Below are 18,775 nucleotides of genomic sequence, written 5' to 3'. Positions count from 1 at the left end.
GGCGATGTGTGACCCGTCCAAGCCATAATCTCGCGCTCCGACGCCCCGGCCTTCGCCAACCGTGTGGCGCAAGCGTTTCGCAACCCGTGGGACGTGCAGTCGGGCAGCTTGGCGGCGTTGCACCATTTGCGCATGGCGTTGCCCAAGCCGTTTGCCGAACGTGAGCGCCCGTTTGATGTTTGAAGGAACGTCATTTGTGATTTGGGCAGGGCACCCAGCACGTTTTGAAGATCTGGATGGATTGGAATATCCACGACCACCTCAGAAAACCGCTCAGTCTTTTGCCGACGATACCGGAGCCGAGAGCCGCTCACATTCTGCCAACCAAGCTGAACCGCATCAACGCGAGAACAAGCAGTGTAGAGCATGAGCGTAACAGCCGTGTGAGCCGTGGAGCCGATCTCATGGCAGGCGAAAAAGGCGTTTAGCTCATCATCCGTCCAAGTATGAAAGCCCTGCGATCCGGTGCGCATTTTCTTGATCGCTGCGGTTGGGTTGTCACTCGGCCAGCCGATTTCAACAGCATGGTTGAGCAACAGGCGCAGCATTCTCAGGCGGTTGTTCCGGGCTGATGGCCGATCGGTCAGAGGCTCAAGGAGCTTCACGACATGGGTGCGCTTCATTTTCTCAACCAGCCGGTGCCCGTGCTCGTCACGCAGAAGTTCAATCTCGCGCCAGTATGTCGACTTTGTGCTGTCACTCAGCGACACAAACTCAGGGCTCTTATAGTATAAGACAATCAGAGCGTTAATCGTGCCACGCTTTGTGGCCGTTGCTCCGATTTCCTGCGACCTGTGGCCCCTGATCGCCCGCTCATAGTTCCGGCGAAAATCATCAGAGCCGCATTCGCCGTGGATTTCAGGCGAGAACCCTTTCCGGCGAAAACGGTAACGGCGTTTTTGATGGCGATCAAAATACGCAATCACGCCGGGAAACTCGCGCTTGATCCGGCGAGCCATCAGAGATCACCCCAAGTATCATCCTCATCCTGCAAGGGCAGCGCCGCTGCGTAAACGTACAGCTCATTCACCAGCCACAAGCGACGAGAGCCGACACATCGGGGCTTTGGCATCGCGCCAGATAGAACCAGCTCCGAAAACTTGCCGGGTGATAGGTTCAGCATAGCAGCGGCGGCGGACTTGCTGACGCAGATTGCGGGCGCGTTTGATGGAATTGCAGAGTTTGCCATATTCATACCCAATAAAAGTGCCCGGTGAGGCGAGGATGAACCTCACCGGGGCTTTGAGGGATGCTTGGTCTCAGGCTCCAAGCATCCCGAAACGTGCGACAGGAGGAAGGTTGAAAAAACCTGCCGCACGATCTCAGTGGCGATACGCCGAACCGTCAGCTTATGCCGAGGGGCTCAGATACTAGCCGCGATGTCCCGTGAAACCCGCGCCAAAATCCATGCGAACCTTGTATTCGATGCCATCAACCTCAAGGCCCTCGCGTGTGAAAAGCTGAGGCCCGGTGGCACCATCAAGGTAAGCGTGCTGCAAGCTGTCAGGCACGCCCGGAGCGGCGCAGAGATACCACGCGCTAGGGCTGGCAAGGCGAGGCTCAACAAGCAACCGCAGCTTGCCCGCGAAGGGGTTTGCGTTGGCAACCTAACTTGCTGCGATCTCAGTTAAGACCTGTTCAGCGAGCGTTTCCAGCTCAGGCGGAACCACAAGGAAGGCGGGCACCACATTGATTGCCTCACCTGCCAAGCCGGTTTGGCGACGCATGTTGCCGCAGGGGTTGCCCTGAGCCCGCGCAGAGGACCGGGCTTTGCCAGCCGCCACCCGATCACCGCCCGCGCCTTGATGGATGCGATATGCCTTGATGGCCGGGACATGAAATCAATCCTCAGCGCGGCGGGCTGGTCGGGCCATCAGCGCGACACGGCAACGCTCATAGTCTGCGCTGAGGAATGCCTTGAGGCGATGGCGCAAGCGCTTGGGATCGTCCCGGCCACGACTCGCGCGCAGAGCGAAGAAATCACCGCATCCCAACGGGCTGACCAACAACAACAACCCTGATCTGTAGGTGCAATAATACCCCAATAAAACCGAAAACATGCGGCGCGAATTACCCGCATGAGCCAAGGGGTCAGGAAGGACCCAAGGCTGTCAAGCCGCCCCTTCGACGAGGTAAAAATGACCGCGCGCGCCACCCCGCCCCGTCAGCGTGCTACGCAAGCCAAACCCATCACTCTACGCCTATCACCAACCGGCCCGCATACCCCTGATCGAAGCGGGACAAAACGATCTTTTCCGGTGCTGTACCACCCTGTCCCGGTGATAGTGGAGTGGGACATGGTCTCGACATTGACTGCGCCACCGACGCCGGGATGCAGCCTTGTCAGGGCAAAGGTTTGAGGTTTTGAGCCTGCGCGATGCCGACCGACCAAACGCAACAGGCCAGCAGCTTGCAATGTGCTACGTGCGGCGCGGAGGCGAGGCTTGGAAAGGTTCAGCAGACCCGCCGCCCGCATCGTCAAAATCCGAGGAAAAGCGTTGCCATGATGATGGCCGTGCTGATCCACCAGCAGCACCAGTAACGCGATAGCGTCTCCATTGGCTTCACCGCGCAGCGCATCCAAGGCCAGCCGTTGCACCGGAAAAGCACTGTCACGGCCCCGATAGATGCGGTTTTCAAGTCGGCGCTTCCAAGCCCATGCGGCTATGTCTGCCAACTCACCATCGGGCATGGTTGCAGGATCAATTCACCAATCATCACGGATGCCCGCAAGGTTGGCTTGTAGTTCTTTGTTATCGTCCGCCAGTTCAACCATCCGCATCGCCTCCTTTACAAGTTCAACGTGTCGATGCCCGGTCAAGATGGGGTCAGCCACCTGGCTTGCAGTGCCGCGCAGGCGTGACAGGGCATCTATTCCAAGCAAAGGAAGCGGAGTATTTGTTCGACGCGGATCGATTGATTTAACCGCGAACATCAGGAATCTATGCCGCCCCCTGAGACTGTAACTGTTCAGAACAAAATCCTATTTCGCGCCCACTTCTGATCCGTTCATCAATTGGTCACGGCGATCTACTTTCACCAAACCGCCCTTGCTGGGAGCATCTATGGCTAAACGCGCCCAGCCAGCCAGGTTGCGAGTTCTCGCTGCGCGGCTTCGAGTGTTTCGGTGTTGATCGTGCGGGTTACAAGCGCTCTGTTCAGGGCGCGCACGCGTTTATTGAGAGTCAAGTGCTCGTCCGCTTCCGAAACGACGCCCAGCTTTTCGTAGAGTGACAACAACCGATTCTGGACCGTTCTCAATGACATTCCACGGCGTTCTGCGATCAGTTTGTCCTGAAGCCCCAATGCCAGATCGAGCAGAACGTCGTACTCGCTTTCATCGAGCCGTGTTCGTGGCGACGCGCCGCGTTTTTGCAAACGGTGGATCTCGCGATCGACCATGATCTGCCCTTCAATCAGCACAGCGCGCAAGGCCAGTTTGAGGCGCGCCCGTGACGCCGTTTTAAGGACGTAGCCATAGGCGCTGTCTTCGGGCACGATCTGAGCAATGCCGCGCAGATAGGCTTCATCTGCATAGTTCGACCAGAACAGGATACGGCTGTGCGGTCTTGCCGCCCAGATCGAGCGGGCAGCCTCGATGCCGTTTCGGTTCACCATCTGCAGATCCATCACAATCGCTTCGACCTCGGTCTGGCGCGCCGCGTCTTCGCCCGCAGCACCGTCGATGGCATGAACAATTTCCGTCACTTCCGGCAAGGCTTCGGCCAGTGCGTCCTGAAGATAGGTCGCATGGAATTGATCATCTTCGACAATCAGCACCTTCACAAACGCTCTCCCAACATCACACGCAGCGTGCAGCCGCCGTCGTTCAGCAGGTCGAGATCGGCAGAGATCAGCCTTGCGCGGGTGCGCATGTGGGCAAGGCCAGAGGTTCGCTGCTGCTCTGCCGGAAGGCCGCAGCCATCATCGCGCACCGTCAGGACGAGCCCGGAATTGGCTAGCGATTCAATGCGAACCTCGATACGGCTGGCTCCGGCGTGGCGTGCGGCATTGTTGATCGCTTCTTGCGCGATCCGAAACAACGCAGTGCGCACTGTCGGGGCGAGGCGATCCGGTGCACCATTAGTCGTGTCGACAACCAGAACTTCGATCTGCTGCGACTCGACGGCGCGTTCAAGGTGAACTTGGACGGCATGAACAAAGCCGAACAGCTCCAGCAGCGTGGGCACCGCTGTATCGATGATCCGCCTCAGATCACTGATGATTTCCTTGATGCGGTGGCTCAGATGCTCGCTTTGCGGTGCAGCATCCCCTGTGATCTCGCGGAGCATTCTCGTGAGATCAGCAAGCGTTTGATCATGTAGGTCCATGCCGATGCGTTGGCGTTCCTGTTCCAGCGTCTGGGTCAGTTCCAGCGCACCACGGCGCAAGCCTTCTTCGCGGGCCTGTGCTTCTTGTCTGACCTGTGTGGCACGCTGCGCCTGTTCGGCAGTGTGCAGGGCGTGGAAATAGGGCGATAGCACATCTGCCACGTGTTGGGCCCGCTGGACTGTTTCCTGATCGTATAGCTCGGGGGTCGAGTGTGAAATGTTCAATGTACCGATGTGTTGGCCCATGACCTTCATCAGCACATGTACACGCGACCTCAATTGGTGATTCATGATCGGTTCCGAGCAGGCGTCCTGAAATGTCTGGCGTGGGTCGTGCATCGCATTCTCGCACAACATGTAATCGCATTTTCCGGTGATCAGGTCGCGAATTGGCGAGGCCTCAACCCGTGTACTGGTTCGCGACCAACGGGTCTGAATGCCGACTTCGTAGCTGGAGAGCCAGCCGGGTCTGTCTTTCAGGCACAGGTCGGCATGGGTGAACGGGATGACTTCGGCAATTTCGTCGGCCACGGCCTCGAGCGCCGATGCGATGTCGGTACGCTCGGCGAGATGTGCCGAGATGCGCAGAAAGACATTGCCCCTTGCAGGGGGCTGTATTGGATAGGTCATATCTCCTCCCGTCGCGCGGTGCGCGTCCCCGCAATTCTGGCAAGCATTTGGCGGAATTGGAACACCCGGAACCGTAAAGTCGTTGCGGGAACCCGCAACATCTCTGCGGGGTGCTGCCTTTACAACCGTAGAACCGGACAACATGATCCCCGAACCAGAGCCCTTTTCGGGCCGGTATGCAGCGCATGGATTCATGCGTGACAGGGAGGAAAACATGACGACTTCGAAGTTGCTGCTGAGTGCGGCAGGGCTTGCCATGATCGCTGGACTGGCTCAGGCCGACACCTCTGACAAGCGCATTGCGCTGTCCAACAATTACGCGGGCAATTCGTGGCGGCAGGCCATGCTGCAAACCTTTGAGGACACTGGCAAGCAGGCCGTGGCCGACGGTGCCGTTGCAGCGGCAGACGCTTATACGACCTCCGAGAATCAGGCGACGGAGCAGGCCGCGCAAATCCAGAACATGATCCTGCAAGGTTATGATGCGATCGTATTGAACGCAGCGTCACCGACCGCGTTGAACGGTGCGGTAAAAGAGGCCTGCGATGCAGGCGTCACGGTGGTCAGCTTTGATGGCATCGTGACTGAGCCCTGCGCATGGCGAATTGCGGTAGATTTCGCAGCGATGGGCAAGGAAGAGGTCGATTACATCGCGACACGCCTGCCGGACGGCGGCAATCTGCTGGAAATCCGCGGACTGGCCGGGGTCTTCGTTGATGACGAAATCTCCAAGGGTATCCACGAGGGCGTGGCCGAGCATTCGCAATTTGAGATTGTCGGCTCAGTCCACGGTGACTGGGCGCAGGATGTGGCGCAAAAGGCGGTTGCGGGTATCCTTCCATCGCTACCGGATATTGTTGGGGTCGTAACGCAAGGTGGCGATGGGTATGGCACCGCACAGGCGTTCAAGGCCGCGGATCGCCCGACACCATTGATCGTGCTGGGCAATCGTCAGGACGAATTGCAGTGGTGGGCCGAACAGCGCGACGCCAACGGGTACGAAACCCTGTCCTTGTCGATCGCGCCGGGTGTTGCTTCGCTGGCATTTTGGGTCGCGCAGCAGGTGCTTGACGGTAACGACGTGCCAAAGGATCTGACCGTGCCGTTTCTCAAGATCACACAGGACACGCTTGACGAGTCTCTGACCAGCACGCCGGAAGGGTCTGTCGCCAACGTGACCTATACGCTGGAAGACGCACAGCAGGTCATCGCCGACGCCAAGTGATCCCATTGCGGCGGGTCGTCCTCATCGGCGATCCGCCCTGAATTAACACAGAATGGAGCGCTCATGTCGGATCATGAGAGCACCCCGATCGTGACGCTCGTCGACGCGGCCAAGCATTTTGGCCCTGTTCGGGCGCTGGACGGGGTCAGCCTGATCGTCACTCCCGGTGATTGCATCGGGCTTGTCGGTCACAACGGGGCAGGCAAGTCGACGTTGGTTAACCTGATCAATGGCGGGCTCACGCCGTCCTCGGGTTCCATCGCGTTTTCCTCCGGCGGTAGCGCGCTGGAGGCCGGCGTGCGTTCGGTGTTTCAGGAACTCTCGCTTTGCCCCAATCTGACTGTCGCGGAAAACTTGCGGATTTCGCACAGCGCCCTGAAGGGTCCGAATTGGCGGCGGCCCGCACGAGCCGAAATCCTGAAAAGCTTGGATACCATCTTTCCCGGTCACGGCATCGATGCAAATGCCGAGGTCGATACGCTGTCGATTGCCGAACGCCAGATGGTCGAGATCGTCATCGGCTTTGCCCCGCGTGGCGGCACGGCGCGGCTGGTCATTCTGGATGAACCGACCTCGTCGCTAGATGCAGGCATCGCTGATCAATTGCTGGCGCATGTCAAACGCTTCTGCGCCGAAGGCGGCGCGGTCGTTTTCATTTCCCACATGATGGGTGAAGTGTTTGACGTTGCCAGCCGTATCGTGGTGCTGAAAGACGGCAAGGCTGTGGCCGAACGCGCGACCGACGAATTCACCCGGCAGGGCCTTGTGGATGCGATGGGTCATGTGACGGCCGAAGCCGCCGATGCCACTGGTGTCGCGCGCGAATTTGGACCCGAAATTGTTCGTACAGAACAGGGTTTGTCGGCGCGCAAGGGCGAAATTATTGGCCTGTCGGGTCTTGCTGGGCATGGGCAAGCCGAAGCATTGGCGCAGCTTTATCTGTCGCGGTCGTCGTCCTGGCACGCGGATAAATCGCCCGAATCCGTGTTTGTCGCAGGGGATCGTCAACGCGACGGGGTGCTGCCGCTTTGGTCAATCCTGCGCAACATCTCGATTTCGGTGCTGCAGCAATGTGCAAAACGCGGGTTGGTCGATCACGAGGCGGAGGCCCGGATCGCCGAAACGTGGAAAGCGCGCATCGGTATCCGCACGGACAACATGACAAACCCGATCCTGTCCCTGTCAGGCGGCAACCAGCAAAAGGTGCTGTTTGCCCGCGCGCTTGCCTCGCCAGCCCCGGTTGTGATCATGGATGATCCAATGCGGGGCGTCGATGTGGGGACGAAACAAGATGTCTACGCCATGATCCGTGCCGAGGCTGCAAAAGGCGGGACATTCCTCTGGTACTCGACCGAGACCGAAGAGGTTTGCCAATGCGACAGGGTGTTTGTCTATCGCAATGGCGTGATCAGTGCCGAACTGACCGGGAGCGACATTACCGAGGAGAAAATCCTTCAAGCGTCGTTTGAGATGCAGGAGGCATCATGAGTTTTCTTGCACGTCACCGGATCATCCTGCCGGTGGTCTCGCTGACGATCCTGCTGGCGGCGACATTCTACATGCAGCCGCGCGCGATGAGCTATTTCGGGCTGAACCTCTTGTTCAACCTCGCGGTGCCGATCGCATTGGCAACGATCGCGCAGATGATGATCATCATGGTCAATGACATAGACCTGTCACTTGGCACCTTTGTCAGTCTTGCGGCCTGCGTAACCGCGACGTTTCTCAACGATACGCCGCTGTTGGGGCTGCTCATCCTTCTTGCGCTGATCCTGTCCTATGCGTTGCTTGGGGCGGTGATCCATGCGCTGGAATTGCCCGCCATTGTGGTGACGCTGGGAATGTCCTTTGTCTGGGGGGGACTGGCGTTGTTCATCCTGCCCTCGCCCGGTGGGTCCAGCCCCGAGTGGCTGCGCACGCTGATGACCATAAAGCCGCCATTTGCACCCATGGCCGTGGTGGCCGCAGTCATCATCGCGACCGTCACCCATCTGCTGATCATCCGCTCCGGCATCGGGACGGTGTTGCGCGGTGTCGGAGGCAATGCGCGGTCGGTGCAACGCGCCGGTTGGCCAGTGATCCGGCTCAAGGCGCTGGCCTATGGCTTGGCGGGGCTCTTTGGTGTGCTCGCTGGCATGGCGCTGGTGGGGTTGGCGACCTCGGCGGATGCCAACATAGCCTTACGCTATACTCTGTTGTCAATCGCCGGGGTGATCCTTGGTGGTGGCGAATTCACCGGCGGTAAGGTCAGCCCGACGGGGGCGGTGATCGGTGCGCTGACCCTGACGCTGGCTGCGAGTTTTCTCAGCTTTATGCGCCTGTCGCCGGATTGGCAGATCGGAGCTCAGGGGGCGATCCTTATTCTTGTACTGACTGCGCGCCTGATCTTTAGCAGGAAGGGGACCGGCGCATGACTTTTCTGAGCAAACCCTGGCTCTGGTCCTGGCTGGCCGCTGCCGTCGCCTTTGCCCTGATCCTCGGGCTGACATCGGGCCGGGGTGCTGGTGAATTAGCCTATGCTGCGCTGTCCTTTGGGGCATTCGCCGCCATTGTGGGCCTTGGGCAAATGCTGGTGATCACCTTGGGGCCGGGCAATGTGGACCTGTCCATTCCCGCGACTATGACGCTGTCCGCGACGTTGGCGCTAAAGGGGATGAGCACGGATCCCGGCACCGCGCTCTTGGGTCTTGGCATCGCGCTGGCCGTGGGGGCGGGTGCCGGGATCGCAAATTACGCACTGATCTTTCTGCTGCGCCTGCCGCCGATCATCGCAACGCTGGCCGCCTCGCTGATCTTCCAATCGCTCGCAATCTGGTCGAACCGGGGCCTGCGGATCAAGCCCCCCGAAGGCTTGGCCGACTTTGCGACCGGGCGGTTCATGGGGCTGCCCAATGTCGCGTGGGTGGGGCTGTTCATGGCCATCATTGTCTGGATCATCCTCGAGCGGTCAGTATGGGGGCGCTGGTTGCTGGCGACAGGCCAGAATCTTCGCGCGGCTCGCCTTGCGGGGGTGCCGGTCGAATTGGTGCGTGCTTCAACCTATATCTCGGTTGCCATGTTTGCGGGGCTTGCCGGTTATCTGCTGGCCAGCTTTTCCGGCGGTGCGGCGCTGAACATGGGCGCGGAATATTTGCTGATGTCCATTGCGGTCGTCGTGATCGGCGGCAGCTCTATCGCAGGGGGTAACTCCAACGTGCCGGGCGTCTGGGGTGCGGCATTGTTCATGTTTCTCGTGGTCTCGATGCTCAACAGCTATGGCGCGGGGGCAGGGGCCCGCAATGTGCTGACCGGGGCCATCATCATCACCATTGTCATTGCCGCCAGCACAAGGAGGGCCCGCGCATGATCACCATGCCGTCACATCTGGAAATCCATGACGACCGGTTCGCCAAGCTGGTGCATCCCATGTCGACCCTGGACGTGATCGCCGAGGGGTTCACCTGGACCGAAGGCCCGGTCTGGTTCGGTGACCACGGTTGCCTGTTGTTCTCTGACATTCCCAGCCAGCGCATCATGCGCTGGTCCGAGGCCGAAGGCGTTTCTGTCTTTCGTGCCGGATCATGCTTTAACAACGGCAACACGCGCGATCGGCAGGGGCGGCTCGTCGGGTGCAGACATGGTGCGCGCGACGTGGTGCGAACCGAGTTTGACGGCGCGGTAACGGTTCTTGCGAGCGCGTTTGATGGCAAGCGGCTGAACTCGCCCAATGACGTGGTGGTTAGTTCGGATGGTGCCGTTTGGTTTACCGATCCGACCTACGGCATCCTCTCGAATTTCGAGGGCTATCGTCGCGAACCGGAACAAGCCAATCGCAACGTCTATCGTCTGTCGCCTGACGGAGCGTTGAGTGTTGTCGTCAGCGACTTCACCCAACCTAACGGACTGTGTTTCTCGCCTGACGAAACGACGCTGTACATTTCCGAGAGCGGGTCGAGCCATGCCGATGCCGTTCCCTCTGTCATCCGCCAGTTTGCGGTTGAAGGCGATGCGCTGCGGGAACGTGCGCCCTTTGCCGAGATCGACACCGGATTGCCGGATGGAATGCGGTGTGATGTGCGTGGCAATCTATGGTCCTCGGCCGCGGACGGGGTTCATTGTTTTGGCAAGGACGGAACGCTGCTCGGAAAAATTCTGATCCCGCAGGTGGTTTCGAACCTGTGCTTTGGCGGACCGGACGGCCAGCGGATGTATATCACTGCGACGCGGTCGGTCTATCGCGTCTTTGTGGATGTGGGTGGTGCCGAACCCTGGACACGTCCAAACGACTGACCTTTGGGTCAGGGTTCGAAGTACCAGTGCATGACGAGCAGGGGACCACGCGCAGAGGCTGTTCTTCCAGTCCTCGCTGAACGCCATCCTTTGCACGTAGGTTATGTGCGACTTTTCATGGCAGCCTGGCTCAATCTTGTCGCGGTCGCATGATCGAGCGGTTCGGACGAGGGGGTCATTTGCAATCGGGCGTAAAGCGCGCGGAAAGGTTCTTGCTCCAGCAACTTATGAAATCGCGCGTGACGCCATTCGACGGCGGCCCGATGTAGTATTGCGAGTTTTGGGTCCGCGTGCAGTTGGGCGAGAATGGGGGCGCTGAGCGGTCGGATCTGGGCGATACTGTCGTCGGAATCGGTGTTGAAATTGCGATCGACCCAATAGTCCATGCCCAGCATGTGATCACTGTGGACCGCACGACCCCGATCGGCCTTGAGCACATAGCTTTCCATCGCGCCCAGCGGATAATGGTTAAGTTGCACCAGTTGATAGTTGGAGCGGCCATAGTTGGAGAATAGTCGCCGGGACTTGAACTGATCGTCCAACTCGCGGCCCTCTCCGTCAAACCAGCGCGCATCCGGGAGTTTGTCAGGGTGGGGCGCGCGTGGCCGGTGAACGCCCAGTTTTCCGTAGGTTCCGTCGTTGCGGTAAAACGTCTTGAACATGGCCGATCGCCACGGCCAGAACATGATCACCGGAGCGCAGCGGGTAAAGGTTTCGGTGATCGGGGCGTCGGCATAGCCGCGAACGCCCGCATTGCCAAAGAGCCTCCAGGTCAGCGCAATTGCTGTCGCAGCAGGCAGTGCGGCCAGCAGAGCCGAAAGGGTATGATCGCCTGTGTGAATGTTGACGAACTCGTCAATATCTAGAGACAGAATCCAGTCAGCGGATTGCACGATCTCAAGACGTTCCGCCTGTTTCAGAGCGGTGAACTGGATACCTCGTTTGTCATAAGGGCCATCGTTTCGGCAATGTGTCAGCCAGCCCATCTCGGCCAATCGATCAAGCATCGTGTCCGTGCCATCGTGGCAATCGTTGGAAAAAACGAGTATGTCGGTGAACCCGACGGCACGATGATGAGCGAGCCATTCCAGCAGGAATGCGCCTTCGTTGCGAACCGTAAGAACCGCGAGAAACCTCACCTGCAGAGCCGCCCGTGCATCTCAGGTTTCCATATCGAGTGCGAGCGCATAGGCAACGCGTTCGGTCTCGGTAAGCTTGATCGCCAGCGCCTGTTCATAGAGTTCCTGAAACTCGGGATTCTTGCGAAGCTCGCGGGCCTTGGCGCGGTGCCAGTCACGACCCTTTTCATGCCACTTGCGCAACGCATCATCCTGCATCAACCGGTCATATTCGGCGCGGACTCTTGGAATATTGCGCTTGATCGTGATGTCGCGAAAGTCGGACCAATCCATGCGAATCCAATAGTTTATGCCGATAGAACGGTCTACGTGCAGCGCCCGGCCGCGCTGCCGTTTGATCAGAAAACTTTCCGCACTGCGCAAGGCATAATGGTTGAGCTGCAACAGATCATATCCGATTGATCGGCGCGAATTGCGCCAACCGTTGTTGGCGACCTCCTCGGTCATGTCCTGACCTGATCCGTTCACCCAGCGAACCTGATCGCGCAGGTCTTCGTCAAGCTTGTTGGGCCGATGGCAGCTGATCTTGCCATAGGCGCCGATGTTCTTGAACATGGTCTTGAAACCCCATGCCGTGTGGGGTTTCGGGCAATAGGTCGGGGCACATTTTTCGAACTGATCGATAACAAATTCATCCGCCAGCCGGGTCACACCGTCATGACCAAAGAGCCGCCAGGTCATGGCCACATTGGTCGCATCTGGAACCACGGCGAAAAAGTCGTCCAACGTGCCGTTGCCGGTGCGCACGTTGATGAATTCGTCAACGTCGATGTGGATCAGCCACTCTGCGTTGCGGATCACCTTTTCTTTGCGCGACATGTTCAGCGCGTGTTGCTGTGGTGACTTGCCCCGCCAATCGTCATTGTTGCGATGTTGAACGATGCCCATTTGTTGTAGTCGGTTCAGGATCTTGTCGGTGCCGTCGGTGCAGTCATTGGTATAGATCAGAAAATTATCGACGCCGATGGCACGATGATAGGCGATCCATTCGACGATATAGGGCGCCTCGTTCTTCATGCAGCCGACGATGACGCGCCCGGATGAACCCCTTGGCAGGATGCGTTGAGGTGCCAAGGAATAGGCTGCGGCCAGCTCTTCTTCGTTCACCGCACCCAGACGGTTGTGCGGCGCATAGGAGGATTTACGCAGCTTGTCGAAATTCTGCACGGCGAGCGGCGGCATCACCGCGCGCGCCGCGGGGCTGAGCCCTGCGGCAATATCCGGATTGGTGGATGGAGCGGGTTTTTCTTTGTGTGCGGCATTCGTGGCCTTGTCGATCCGGTACATGAAGGCCAATAAATATTGGGTCGCGCGAAAACCGTTGCCCGGATCGGCCTCGCTCCATTGCTCTTGAGCGGATGGAGGGCGGAGCGTCTCGGCGTTCAGAGCGGGATGCGTCTCGACGAGGTTCTGATTGTCCTTGGCGAACCTGTTCGAGATCGCGGACAGCGTTCGAGGCGCAATCGGTTCACCCTCGATTTCGGTTTCAGCCAGCAATGCCTGCCACAGATCAGGCGGAATGATACGCTGCCCGCTTCTCGTCAGGTGGTGAAACAGCACATTCATCTGTCGCGCGCGTGAAAGCCACGCGGCCGAAGGCGGTGGTGAAAAGGGCTCTGCTTGAGTCTTGCCCAAGGTCGGGGCGATCTCGAACAACGAACGGATGACATCGGGTGCTGTGTCAGAGGTCAGTTTCTGACGGTAGTCTGGGTGCAGCGTGACGCTATTCGGGCCAAAGCCGCTTTCCCAAAACTGAACAACTGCGGCATAGTCGAGCCAAAAGGGCGCGTTATCTGACGTTGGCCCTGTGCCAGAATGACCCGCGCCGTCGATTGCGGATTGCCACCAATCCTTGGATGTCGCGAGGCCCAGTTCCCGTTCAAGCGGGGCGTGCCGCCCGGTCATCACCTGAGCCTCATAGTGCCGGACAAGCGCTCGCGCCTGTTCATCCACTTGCGCAACGATACGGATGTCATCAGAAAACGGGCTGAGCAGGGCCTTAAGCCGCTCCAATTCGCTGGTTAGACAAAGGGTCTGACCCAATTGGGCGTTTGACAGGATCAGCGTATCATGTTGATGGGTCGCAATTTCGCGCGCAAGGTCCGCACTCAATTGCGCATGCAACGCGCCTTGCTGATCCGGGTGCGCCGCATCGCTTTCCGCCATGCCCCGCGCTGCCCGGCACAAGGCGGCGCTGACATTCTGAGGAAACAGGATGCCCTTGGCGATCATTTGCTCGCGTTTGTCGGCCATGACACGCTGAATTCGATCCGAGACCGAAGCGCCCAACCCGATGTGAAGCCAGATGCGCATCAATTGCTCCCGAGACGTTCGCGGATGGGATTGGCGTTGAGATGACCCCACCAGGGCAAATCGCGCCCCAGAAAGACGGATATTCTGGAGCGTGCGTCGGGGTCCGCGATATCAAACTCCAGAAAATTGGGGTCATCCGCAAAGAACCGGGCAAGGGCGGCATAGTGGCCTTCGACCCATTGCATACGTTGTTTGGTGGTGTCGCCATACCCTTGCGGCAGACCGGGGATCACGCTGTCGGGTAGCCGCTTCAGACCCAGATCGGACCAGGCCAGCATGGATTGCGACAGCTCGAATGCATCACGGCGAGAGGCCAGAAAACGCACCTCGGGATGAAATTTTCGGATCGCCAGCAGCAGCGCAAAATCCATCTGCGGCCACAGTGATTTGGCGCCGCGCAGCACGCTCATCTCGGATACCGCGTTGATTCCCGGAAGATGCCTGGCAGGATCGCCGGTTTCGAAATAGCCGCGATAAAGCAGATCAGCGACCAGCATCCCTTTTTGCGCCCGATCGTCTGTATTGCGACCGCGCAGGCGATGATCGGCCACTGCGTATCCCGCCAACCGCAATGCCTTGGCCAGCGTGGTGGTACCGGATTTCGGCAGACCGAGGTTGACCACCTGCAACGTCATGATGCCAGCCCCAAGCTGCTGATCAACGCCTCTTCCTGCGGTGGAAGCGCATTGGCGTTGCGCAGTTGATCGCGCATATCCCTGTATTCGGGTCGTTTAAGGAGCGTATCGCGCCGCGCGATGTGACGGGCGACGCAGTCCCGGTGCAGGGCGTCGATCTCGGGATCGCGACGCAGCTCGGCAAGCGCGGTTTCAAGAGCCGGAAGATACCGATGGATGCTGGTATCGGTATGGCCAGAATCATTGCGTTCGCGCCAATAGGTATCATCAAACGCACGGTTTTCGCGGTTCACGTCGCCTCGGTCGTTCTTGACCAGATAGCTGTCCAGCGAGCGCAGCGCATAGTGATTCAGTGTCGCAAAATTTCGCGCGCCCTGAGCTGGAAAGCGGCGAATGCGGCGGGGATTGGCCGCGACGAGAAACCGGTGCGGCACATCACGCCCGGAGCCATCGGTCCAGCGCGGGCGCCGGTCAGCCGCCAGATTGCCTTTGAAAAACGGTCGGTGTGCGCCGAAATATTGCAGGGGAAAATCTCTGCGGACCAGCGTCTTGACCTCAATCGCGAATTCTCCGCACCAGAGGTCGGGATTGTGCGAGCGGGTGAACTGGGAAATCACAGGCGTGTCTGCGAACGCCTCGACTCCGTTATTGGCAAAGAACTGGAATGTTGCCGATATTGCCTGTGGCTCGCCGCAGGCAGTGATCAGCGCAGGGATCGTATGATCGCCGGTATTAATGTTCAGGAACTCGTCGACATCGGCGATCCAGACCCAATCCGCCTCGGCAACGATGTCTTGCCGCCGCGCGTCTTTCAGCGCTTCCATCTGATAATTACGCCCCTGCGCCGGATTGGGCAGGTGGCGCACCAGACCGCGATCCGCCAGCGCATCAAGCAGATGGTCGGTGCCGTCGCTGCAATCGTTGGAATAGAACAGAAAATCCGTGACACCGATCAGCCGATTGAACGCGATCCATTCCAGCAGAAATGGTCCTTCGTTCTTGACGCAGGTGACGGCGGTGATCCGCATATCCGATTGCTGTCCGCCAGTTGCCATTCATTCTGCCTGATCTGTGGGCGCTGGTTCTGAGCCAATATTGCGCTTTTGTTACGTAATTCATGCCATCCGGACGATATAGGGTCAATCTTCGCGGCCAAACGAGTCGGATTTGAGGCAAATTGATCAAGTCATTGCGGCGTCTGTTTAGGACCAAGGTCGCAGGGCGCTGTGCTTGACGACATGGCGCGACTCATGACCTCTTAGGGCGCAAAGGGAGATTCCATGCAAATACCGCCGTCTATCGATGCCGTGCAAGAGATGTTGTCGGCACAAGGTTATGTTTGCGGTCGGGCTTTGGCCACGGTCGTTTTCCTGTCGCTCAAGCTTGGTCGGCCGTTGTTTCTCGAGGGCGAAGCCGGGGTGGGCAAGACCGAAATCGCCAAGGCATTGGCGGCTTCGCTCAATCGACGCCTGATCCGTCTGCAATGCTACGAAGGGCTGGACGCGTCGAGCGCAGTCTACGAGTGGAACTTTCCGGCACAGATGATCGCCATCCGGACCGCCGAAGCGACAGGAACCGCCGACCGCACAGCGCTGAACCAAGAGCTGTTCAGCAGCGACTATCTGGTGGAGCGCCCCTTGCTTGAGGCGATGCGACCGGATGAAAATGGCGCGCCGGTGTTGTTGATCGACGAACTCGACCGAACGGACGAGCCTTTCGAGGCGTTTCTGCTTGAGGCGCTGAGTGACTTTCAGGTGACGATACCGGAACTCGGCACGATCAAGGCACCCGAACCGCCGGTGGTTATCCTGACCAGCAATCGCACACGTGAAGTGCATGACGCGTTGAAGCGGCGTTGTCTCTATCACTGGGTCGACTACCCGGATTTTGATCGGGAAATGGAGATCCTGCAAGCCCGCGCACCAGAGGCGTCCGATGCGCTGAGCCGCGAAGTGGTTGCCTTTGTTCAATCCCTGCGCACCGAAGATCTGTTCAAGAAGCCTGGCGTTGCGGAAACCATCGACTGGGCCAAATGCCTTCTGGCGCTGGATGTGATCAACCTAAGCCCCGAAGTTATCGCCGACACATTGGGTGCAATTTTGAAATATCAGGATGACATTCAAAAGCTGCAAGGGTCCGAGGCCAAACGTATTCTGGACGAGGCAAGGGCGACACTGGAGCCCGCGTGACACAGCCCGATGTTGTGCTACGCTTCGGGCAGGAGGGCTGAGATTATGGATTTCGAGCCAATCAGCGCTGCGCGAATGGTTGTACTGATGGTCGCGGGCGGTGTGTTTGCAGCAGTGGGATTGTATCTCATGTTGCGCCCACGATCACATGGGGCAGCAAAAATCGAGTTGTTCGGACTGAAATTTGAAAGCTCTTCGGCCGGCTTGTTGGTGTTTCTGATTGGTGCCGCATTTCTTGCGATAACTCTGTTTGTGCCGGAAAAAGTCGAAGGACCTTCCGTCGGTGATCTTCCGCTGTCAAAACCGCCAATTGAGGACCATGGCAAAACAGGAATGCCAAAGGCACCACCCCAAGGCGGTACTGAAGTCGAACCGAATAACTCAGTTCAAACGGCGATACCGATTGCGTCAGATACCACGATTTCCGGCTCCTTGGAGACGACCCGTGACGAAATAGACTGGTATGTCATAGATACGAGTGGCCATCCGGATCAGCAGATCGAGGTCGGTGTTCGTTTTATCGGCGGGATGTCGACACGGGTCACACTGTTTGACGGTCAAGAGGTGGAACAAGATGAGAAATACGCTTCTGACGGTGTCGCGAGGCTCTCGGCATGGGTTGATGGCTCGTCAACGTTCTATGTGCGCATTGTGCCTAACTTTGGCTCGTGGTCCTCAGACGGGATCGCGCGCTATGAAATTTTCCACAATTTTGTCGCGGAATGAAAAGAGTCGATGGCTGAGTACGCTCCAATAGACATTCCGGACGATCCCAAGCTCGTTCACAACATCACGCACTTCGCGCGTGCCTTGCGCAAGGCAGGGCTTCCGATTGGCAGTGGTCGGGTGATTGACGCGATCCGGGCGGTTGAAGCTGCCGGATTTACCGACAAGCGTGATTTTTATTGGACGCTGCATGCCTGCTTTGTGAACAAGCCGGAACAACGGGTGGTGTTCAGGCAGATCTTTCGCCTGTACTGGCGCGATCCGCGGTTCATGGAACACATGATGGCGATGATGCTGCCGGCCATTCGTGGTGTGCAAGAAGATCGCAACGCACAGGCCGCCGAAAAGCGCGCGGCAGAGGCGCTGCTAGATGGGACCAACCCGGACCTGCCTGAGGGCGAAAGCGAGTCGCCGGATGACGAGACGTTGATCGAGGTTGATGCCTCGATGACGATGTCCACCGAGGAACGCTTGCGCAAGCTTGATTTTGAGCAGATGAGCACCGCAGAGGTGGCGCAGGCCAAACGTATGCTGGCGCGTCTTAAGCTGCCTGTAAAACCTATACCGTCGCGTCGCGGCATTGCCAGCTCTAAGGGCGCTCGCATAGATTGGCGCGGCACCTTGCGCGCAAGTATGCGGCAAGGCGGCGAGTTGCATCATCTGGCGCATCTGAAGCCGCGCCTGCGCTGGCCCAATCTTGTGGTGCTTTGCGATATTTCCGGATCAATGAGCCAATACAGCCGGATCATCCTGCATTTTCTCCATGCTGTTTCGAATGCGCGCGGCGCGGGATGGGCCAAGGTTCATGCCTTTACCTTTGGCACCCGGCTGACCAATATCACCCGGCATCTGAATCAGCGGGACGTGGACGCTGCATTGGCGGCGGCCGGGGCCGAGGCGCAGGATTGGGAAGGCGGCACCCGCATTGGCGAATGCCTGCACGCATTCAACCGCGACTGGTCGCGCCGTGTGATGGGGCAGGGGTCTGTGGTCCTGTTGATCACCGACGGGCTGGATCGGGACGATCCGGATGCACTGGCGCGCGAGATGGAGCGGTTGCACCTGTCCGCGCGGCGTCTGATCTGGTTGAACCCACTGCTGCGATGGGATGGGTTTGCACCCAAGGCGCAGGGGATTGCGGCGATGTTGCCTCATGTCGACAGCTTTCGTGCCGGACATTCGGTTGCCTCGATGCAAGAACTGGCAGAAGTGATTTCAAAGCCCGACGATGTGGGCGAGAAAGCGCGGCTGATGGCATTGCTGGACGCGCCGCGTTAGGCGCATGGTGTTTGTGTTCGCCAATGTGCGATCTTATGTA

Annotated in this window: 20 protein-coding genes; 9 read left to right on the top strand and 11 right to left on the bottom strand. The window is 58.7% G+C overall.

The annotated features are described in order from the left end of the window. From ABJO75_RS26900 to ABJO75_RS26890, 3 genes are all read right to left on the bottom strand, one after another. Window positions 1-959: tyrosine-type recombinase/integrase (locus tag ABJO75_RS26900; RefSeq protein WP_348125680.1), on the bottom strand; the 959-nt coding region annotated here is incomplete at its 3' end. Beyond that, window positions 959-1,189 (bottom strand): hypothetical protein, encoded by a 231-nt coding sequence (locus ABJO75_RS26895; protein ID WP_348125678.1) that lies wholly within the window; start codon window positions 1,187-1,189, stop codon window positions 959-961. The genes ABJO75_RS26895 and ABJO75_RS26900, both read right to left, overlap by 1 nt. Before the next feature lie 181 nt (window positions 1,190-1,370). Further along, complete coding sequence (locus ABJO75_RS26890; RefSeq protein WP_348125676.1) at window positions 1,371-1,571, bottom strand: hypothetical protein; 201 nt, start codon at window positions 1,569-1,571, stop codon at window positions 1,371-1,373. A gap of 144 nt (window positions 1,572-1,715) precedes the next feature. Between ABJO75_RS26890 and ABJO75_RS26885 the strand changes: the two genes are divergently transcribed. After that, the gene (locus ABJO75_RS26885; RefSeq protein WP_348125674.1) at window positions 1,716-2,021 is read left to right on the top strand and encodes a hypothetical protein; all 306 of its coding nucleotides are present in this window, start codon (window positions 1,716-1,718) and stop codon (window positions 2,019-2,021) included. 143 nt (window positions 2,022-2,164) lie between these two features. On the opposite strand, the gene ABJO75_RS26880 is transcribed toward ABJO75_RS26885, so the two are convergent. From ABJO75_RS26880 to ABJO75_RS26865, 4 genes are all read right to left on the bottom strand, one after another. After that, the gene (locus ABJO75_RS26880) at window positions 2,165-2,692 is read right to left on the bottom strand and encodes a hypothetical protein (protein WP_348125672.1); all 528 of its coding nucleotides are present in this window, start codon (window positions 2,690-2,692) and stop codon (window positions 2,165-2,167) included. Window positions 2,693-2,707: 15 nt separating this feature from the next. Continuing rightward, window positions 2,708-2,935, bottom strand: coding sequence for a hypothetical protein (locus ABJO75_RS26875; protein WP_348125670.1), 228 nt, complete (start codon window positions 2,933-2,935; stop codon window positions 2,708-2,710). Between the two features lie 134 nt (window positions 2,936-3,069). Continuing rightward, complete coding sequence (locus ABJO75_RS26870) at window positions 3,070-3,786, bottom strand: response regulator transcription factor (RefSeq protein ID WP_348125668.1); 717 nt, start codon at window positions 3,784-3,786, stop codon at window positions 3,070-3,072. Beyond that, window positions 3,783-4,961 carry an ATP-binding protein gene (locus ABJO75_RS26865; protein ID WP_348125666.1) on the bottom strand — a complete coding sequence of 393 codons (1,179 nt, stop codon included), beginning with the start codon at window positions 4,959-4,961 and terminating at the stop codon, window positions 3,783-3,785. The genes ABJO75_RS26870 and ABJO75_RS26865 overlap by 4 nt, the downstream gene beginning before the upstream one ends. 214 nt (window positions 4,962-5,175) lie before the next feature. Here ABJO75_RS26865 and ABJO75_RS26860 point away from each other — a divergent pair, with 214 nt between their 5' ends. The 5 genes from ABJO75_RS26860 to ABJO75_RS26840 all read left to right on the top strand — a co-directional run bounded on the left by ABJO75_RS26860 (window position 5,176) and on the right by ABJO75_RS26840 (window position 10,455). Beyond that, complete coding sequence (locus tag ABJO75_RS26860; RefSeq protein WP_348125664.1) at window positions 5,176-6,186, top strand: ABC transporter substrate-binding protein; 1,011 nt, start codon at window positions 5,176-5,178, stop codon at window positions 6,184-6,186. Window positions 6,187-6,249: 63 nt separating this feature from the next. Beyond that, window positions 6,250-7,674, top strand: coding sequence for a sugar ABC transporter ATP-binding protein (locus tag ABJO75_RS26855; protein WP_348125662.1), 1,425 nt, complete (start codon window positions 6,250-6,252; stop codon window positions 7,672-7,674). Continuing rightward, window positions 7,671-8,600 carry an ABC transporter permease gene (locus ABJO75_RS26850; RefSeq protein ID WP_348125660.1) on the top strand — a complete coding sequence of 310 codons (930 nt, stop codon included), beginning with the start codon at window positions 7,671-7,673 and terminating at the stop codon, window positions 8,598-8,600. Before ABJO75_RS26855 ends, ABJO75_RS26850 begins: the two co-directional genes overlap by 4 nt. Next, entirely contained in the window at window positions 8,597-9,532 is a 936-nt protein-coding gene (locus ABJO75_RS26845) for an ABC transporter permease (protein ID WP_348125658.1), read from the top strand. Before ABJO75_RS26850 ends, ABJO75_RS26845 begins: the two co-directional genes overlap by 4 nt. Continuing rightward, a complete protein-coding gene (locus tag ABJO75_RS26840) occupies window positions 9,529-10,455 on the top strand; it encodes an SMP-30/gluconolactonase/LRE family protein (RefSeq protein ID WP_348125656.1) in 927 nt (308 codons plus the stop codon). Before ABJO75_RS26845 ends, ABJO75_RS26840 begins: the two co-directional genes overlap by 4 nt. A 101-nt stretch (window positions 10,456-10,556) precedes the next feature. On the opposite strand, the gene ABJO75_RS26835 is transcribed toward ABJO75_RS26840, so the two are convergent. Genes ABJO75_RS26835 through ABJO75_RS26820 form a run of 4 tightly spaced genes read right to left on the bottom strand, consistent with a single transcriptional unit; the run spans window position 10,557 to window position 15,570 of the window. Then, entirely contained in the window at window positions 10,557-11,594 is a 1,038-nt protein-coding gene (locus ABJO75_RS26835) for a glycosyltransferase family 2 protein (protein ID WP_348125654.1), read from the bottom strand. Window positions 11,595-11,615: 21 nt separating this feature from the next. Further along, on the bottom strand, window positions 11,616-13,907 hold the full coding sequence (locus tag ABJO75_RS26830; protein ID WP_348125652.1) for a glycosyltransferase family 2 protein: 2,292 nt from the start codon (window positions 13,905-13,907) through the stop codon (window positions 11,616-11,618). Further along, complete coding sequence (locus tag ABJO75_RS26825) at window positions 13,907-14,542, bottom strand: hypothetical protein (RefSeq protein ID WP_348125650.1); 636 nt, start codon at window positions 14,540-14,542, stop codon at window positions 13,907-13,909. The genes ABJO75_RS26830 and ABJO75_RS26825 overlap by 1 nt, the downstream gene beginning before the upstream one ends. Then, the gene (locus ABJO75_RS26820; RefSeq protein ID WP_348125705.1) at window positions 14,539-15,570 is read right to left on the bottom strand and encodes a glycosyltransferase family 2 protein; all 1,032 of its coding nucleotides are present in this window, start codon (window positions 15,568-15,570) and stop codon (window positions 14,539-14,541) included. The genes ABJO75_RS26825 and ABJO75_RS26820 overlap by 4 nt, the downstream gene beginning before the upstream one ends. 252 nt (window positions 15,571-15,822) lie before the next feature. On the opposite strand from ABJO75_RS26820, the gene ABJO75_RS26815 reads away from it, so the two are divergent. The 3 genes from ABJO75_RS26815 to ABJO75_RS26805 are packed head-to-tail and all read left to right on the top strand — an operon-like array spanning window position 15,823 to window position 18,735. Continuing rightward, window positions 15,823-16,731 (top strand): MoxR family ATPase, encoded by a 909-nt coding sequence (locus ABJO75_RS26815; RefSeq protein WP_348125649.1) that lies wholly within the window; start codon window positions 15,823-15,825, stop codon window positions 16,729-16,731. Between the two features lie 45 nt (window positions 16,732-16,776). Further along, window positions 16,777-17,457, top strand: coding sequence for a hypothetical protein (locus tag ABJO75_RS26810; RefSeq protein WP_348125647.1), 681 nt, complete (start codon window positions 16,777-16,779; stop codon window positions 17,455-17,457). 9 nt (window positions 17,458-17,466) lie between these two features. After that, entirely contained in the window at window positions 17,467-18,735 is a 1,269-nt protein-coding gene (locus ABJO75_RS26805) for a VWA domain-containing protein (protein WP_348125645.1), read from the top strand. Window positions 18,736-18,775 lie beyond the last annotated feature (40 nt).

The organism is Sedimentitalea sp., from assembly GCF_039973035.1.
In the GTDB taxonomy this organism is placed as follows: Bacteria; Pseudomonadota; Alphaproteobacteria; order Rhodobacterales; family Rhodobacteraceae; genus Sedimentitalea.
Note: the sequence above shows the minus strand (reverse complement) of the source record. Positions and strands in the feature narration are given on the sequence as shown.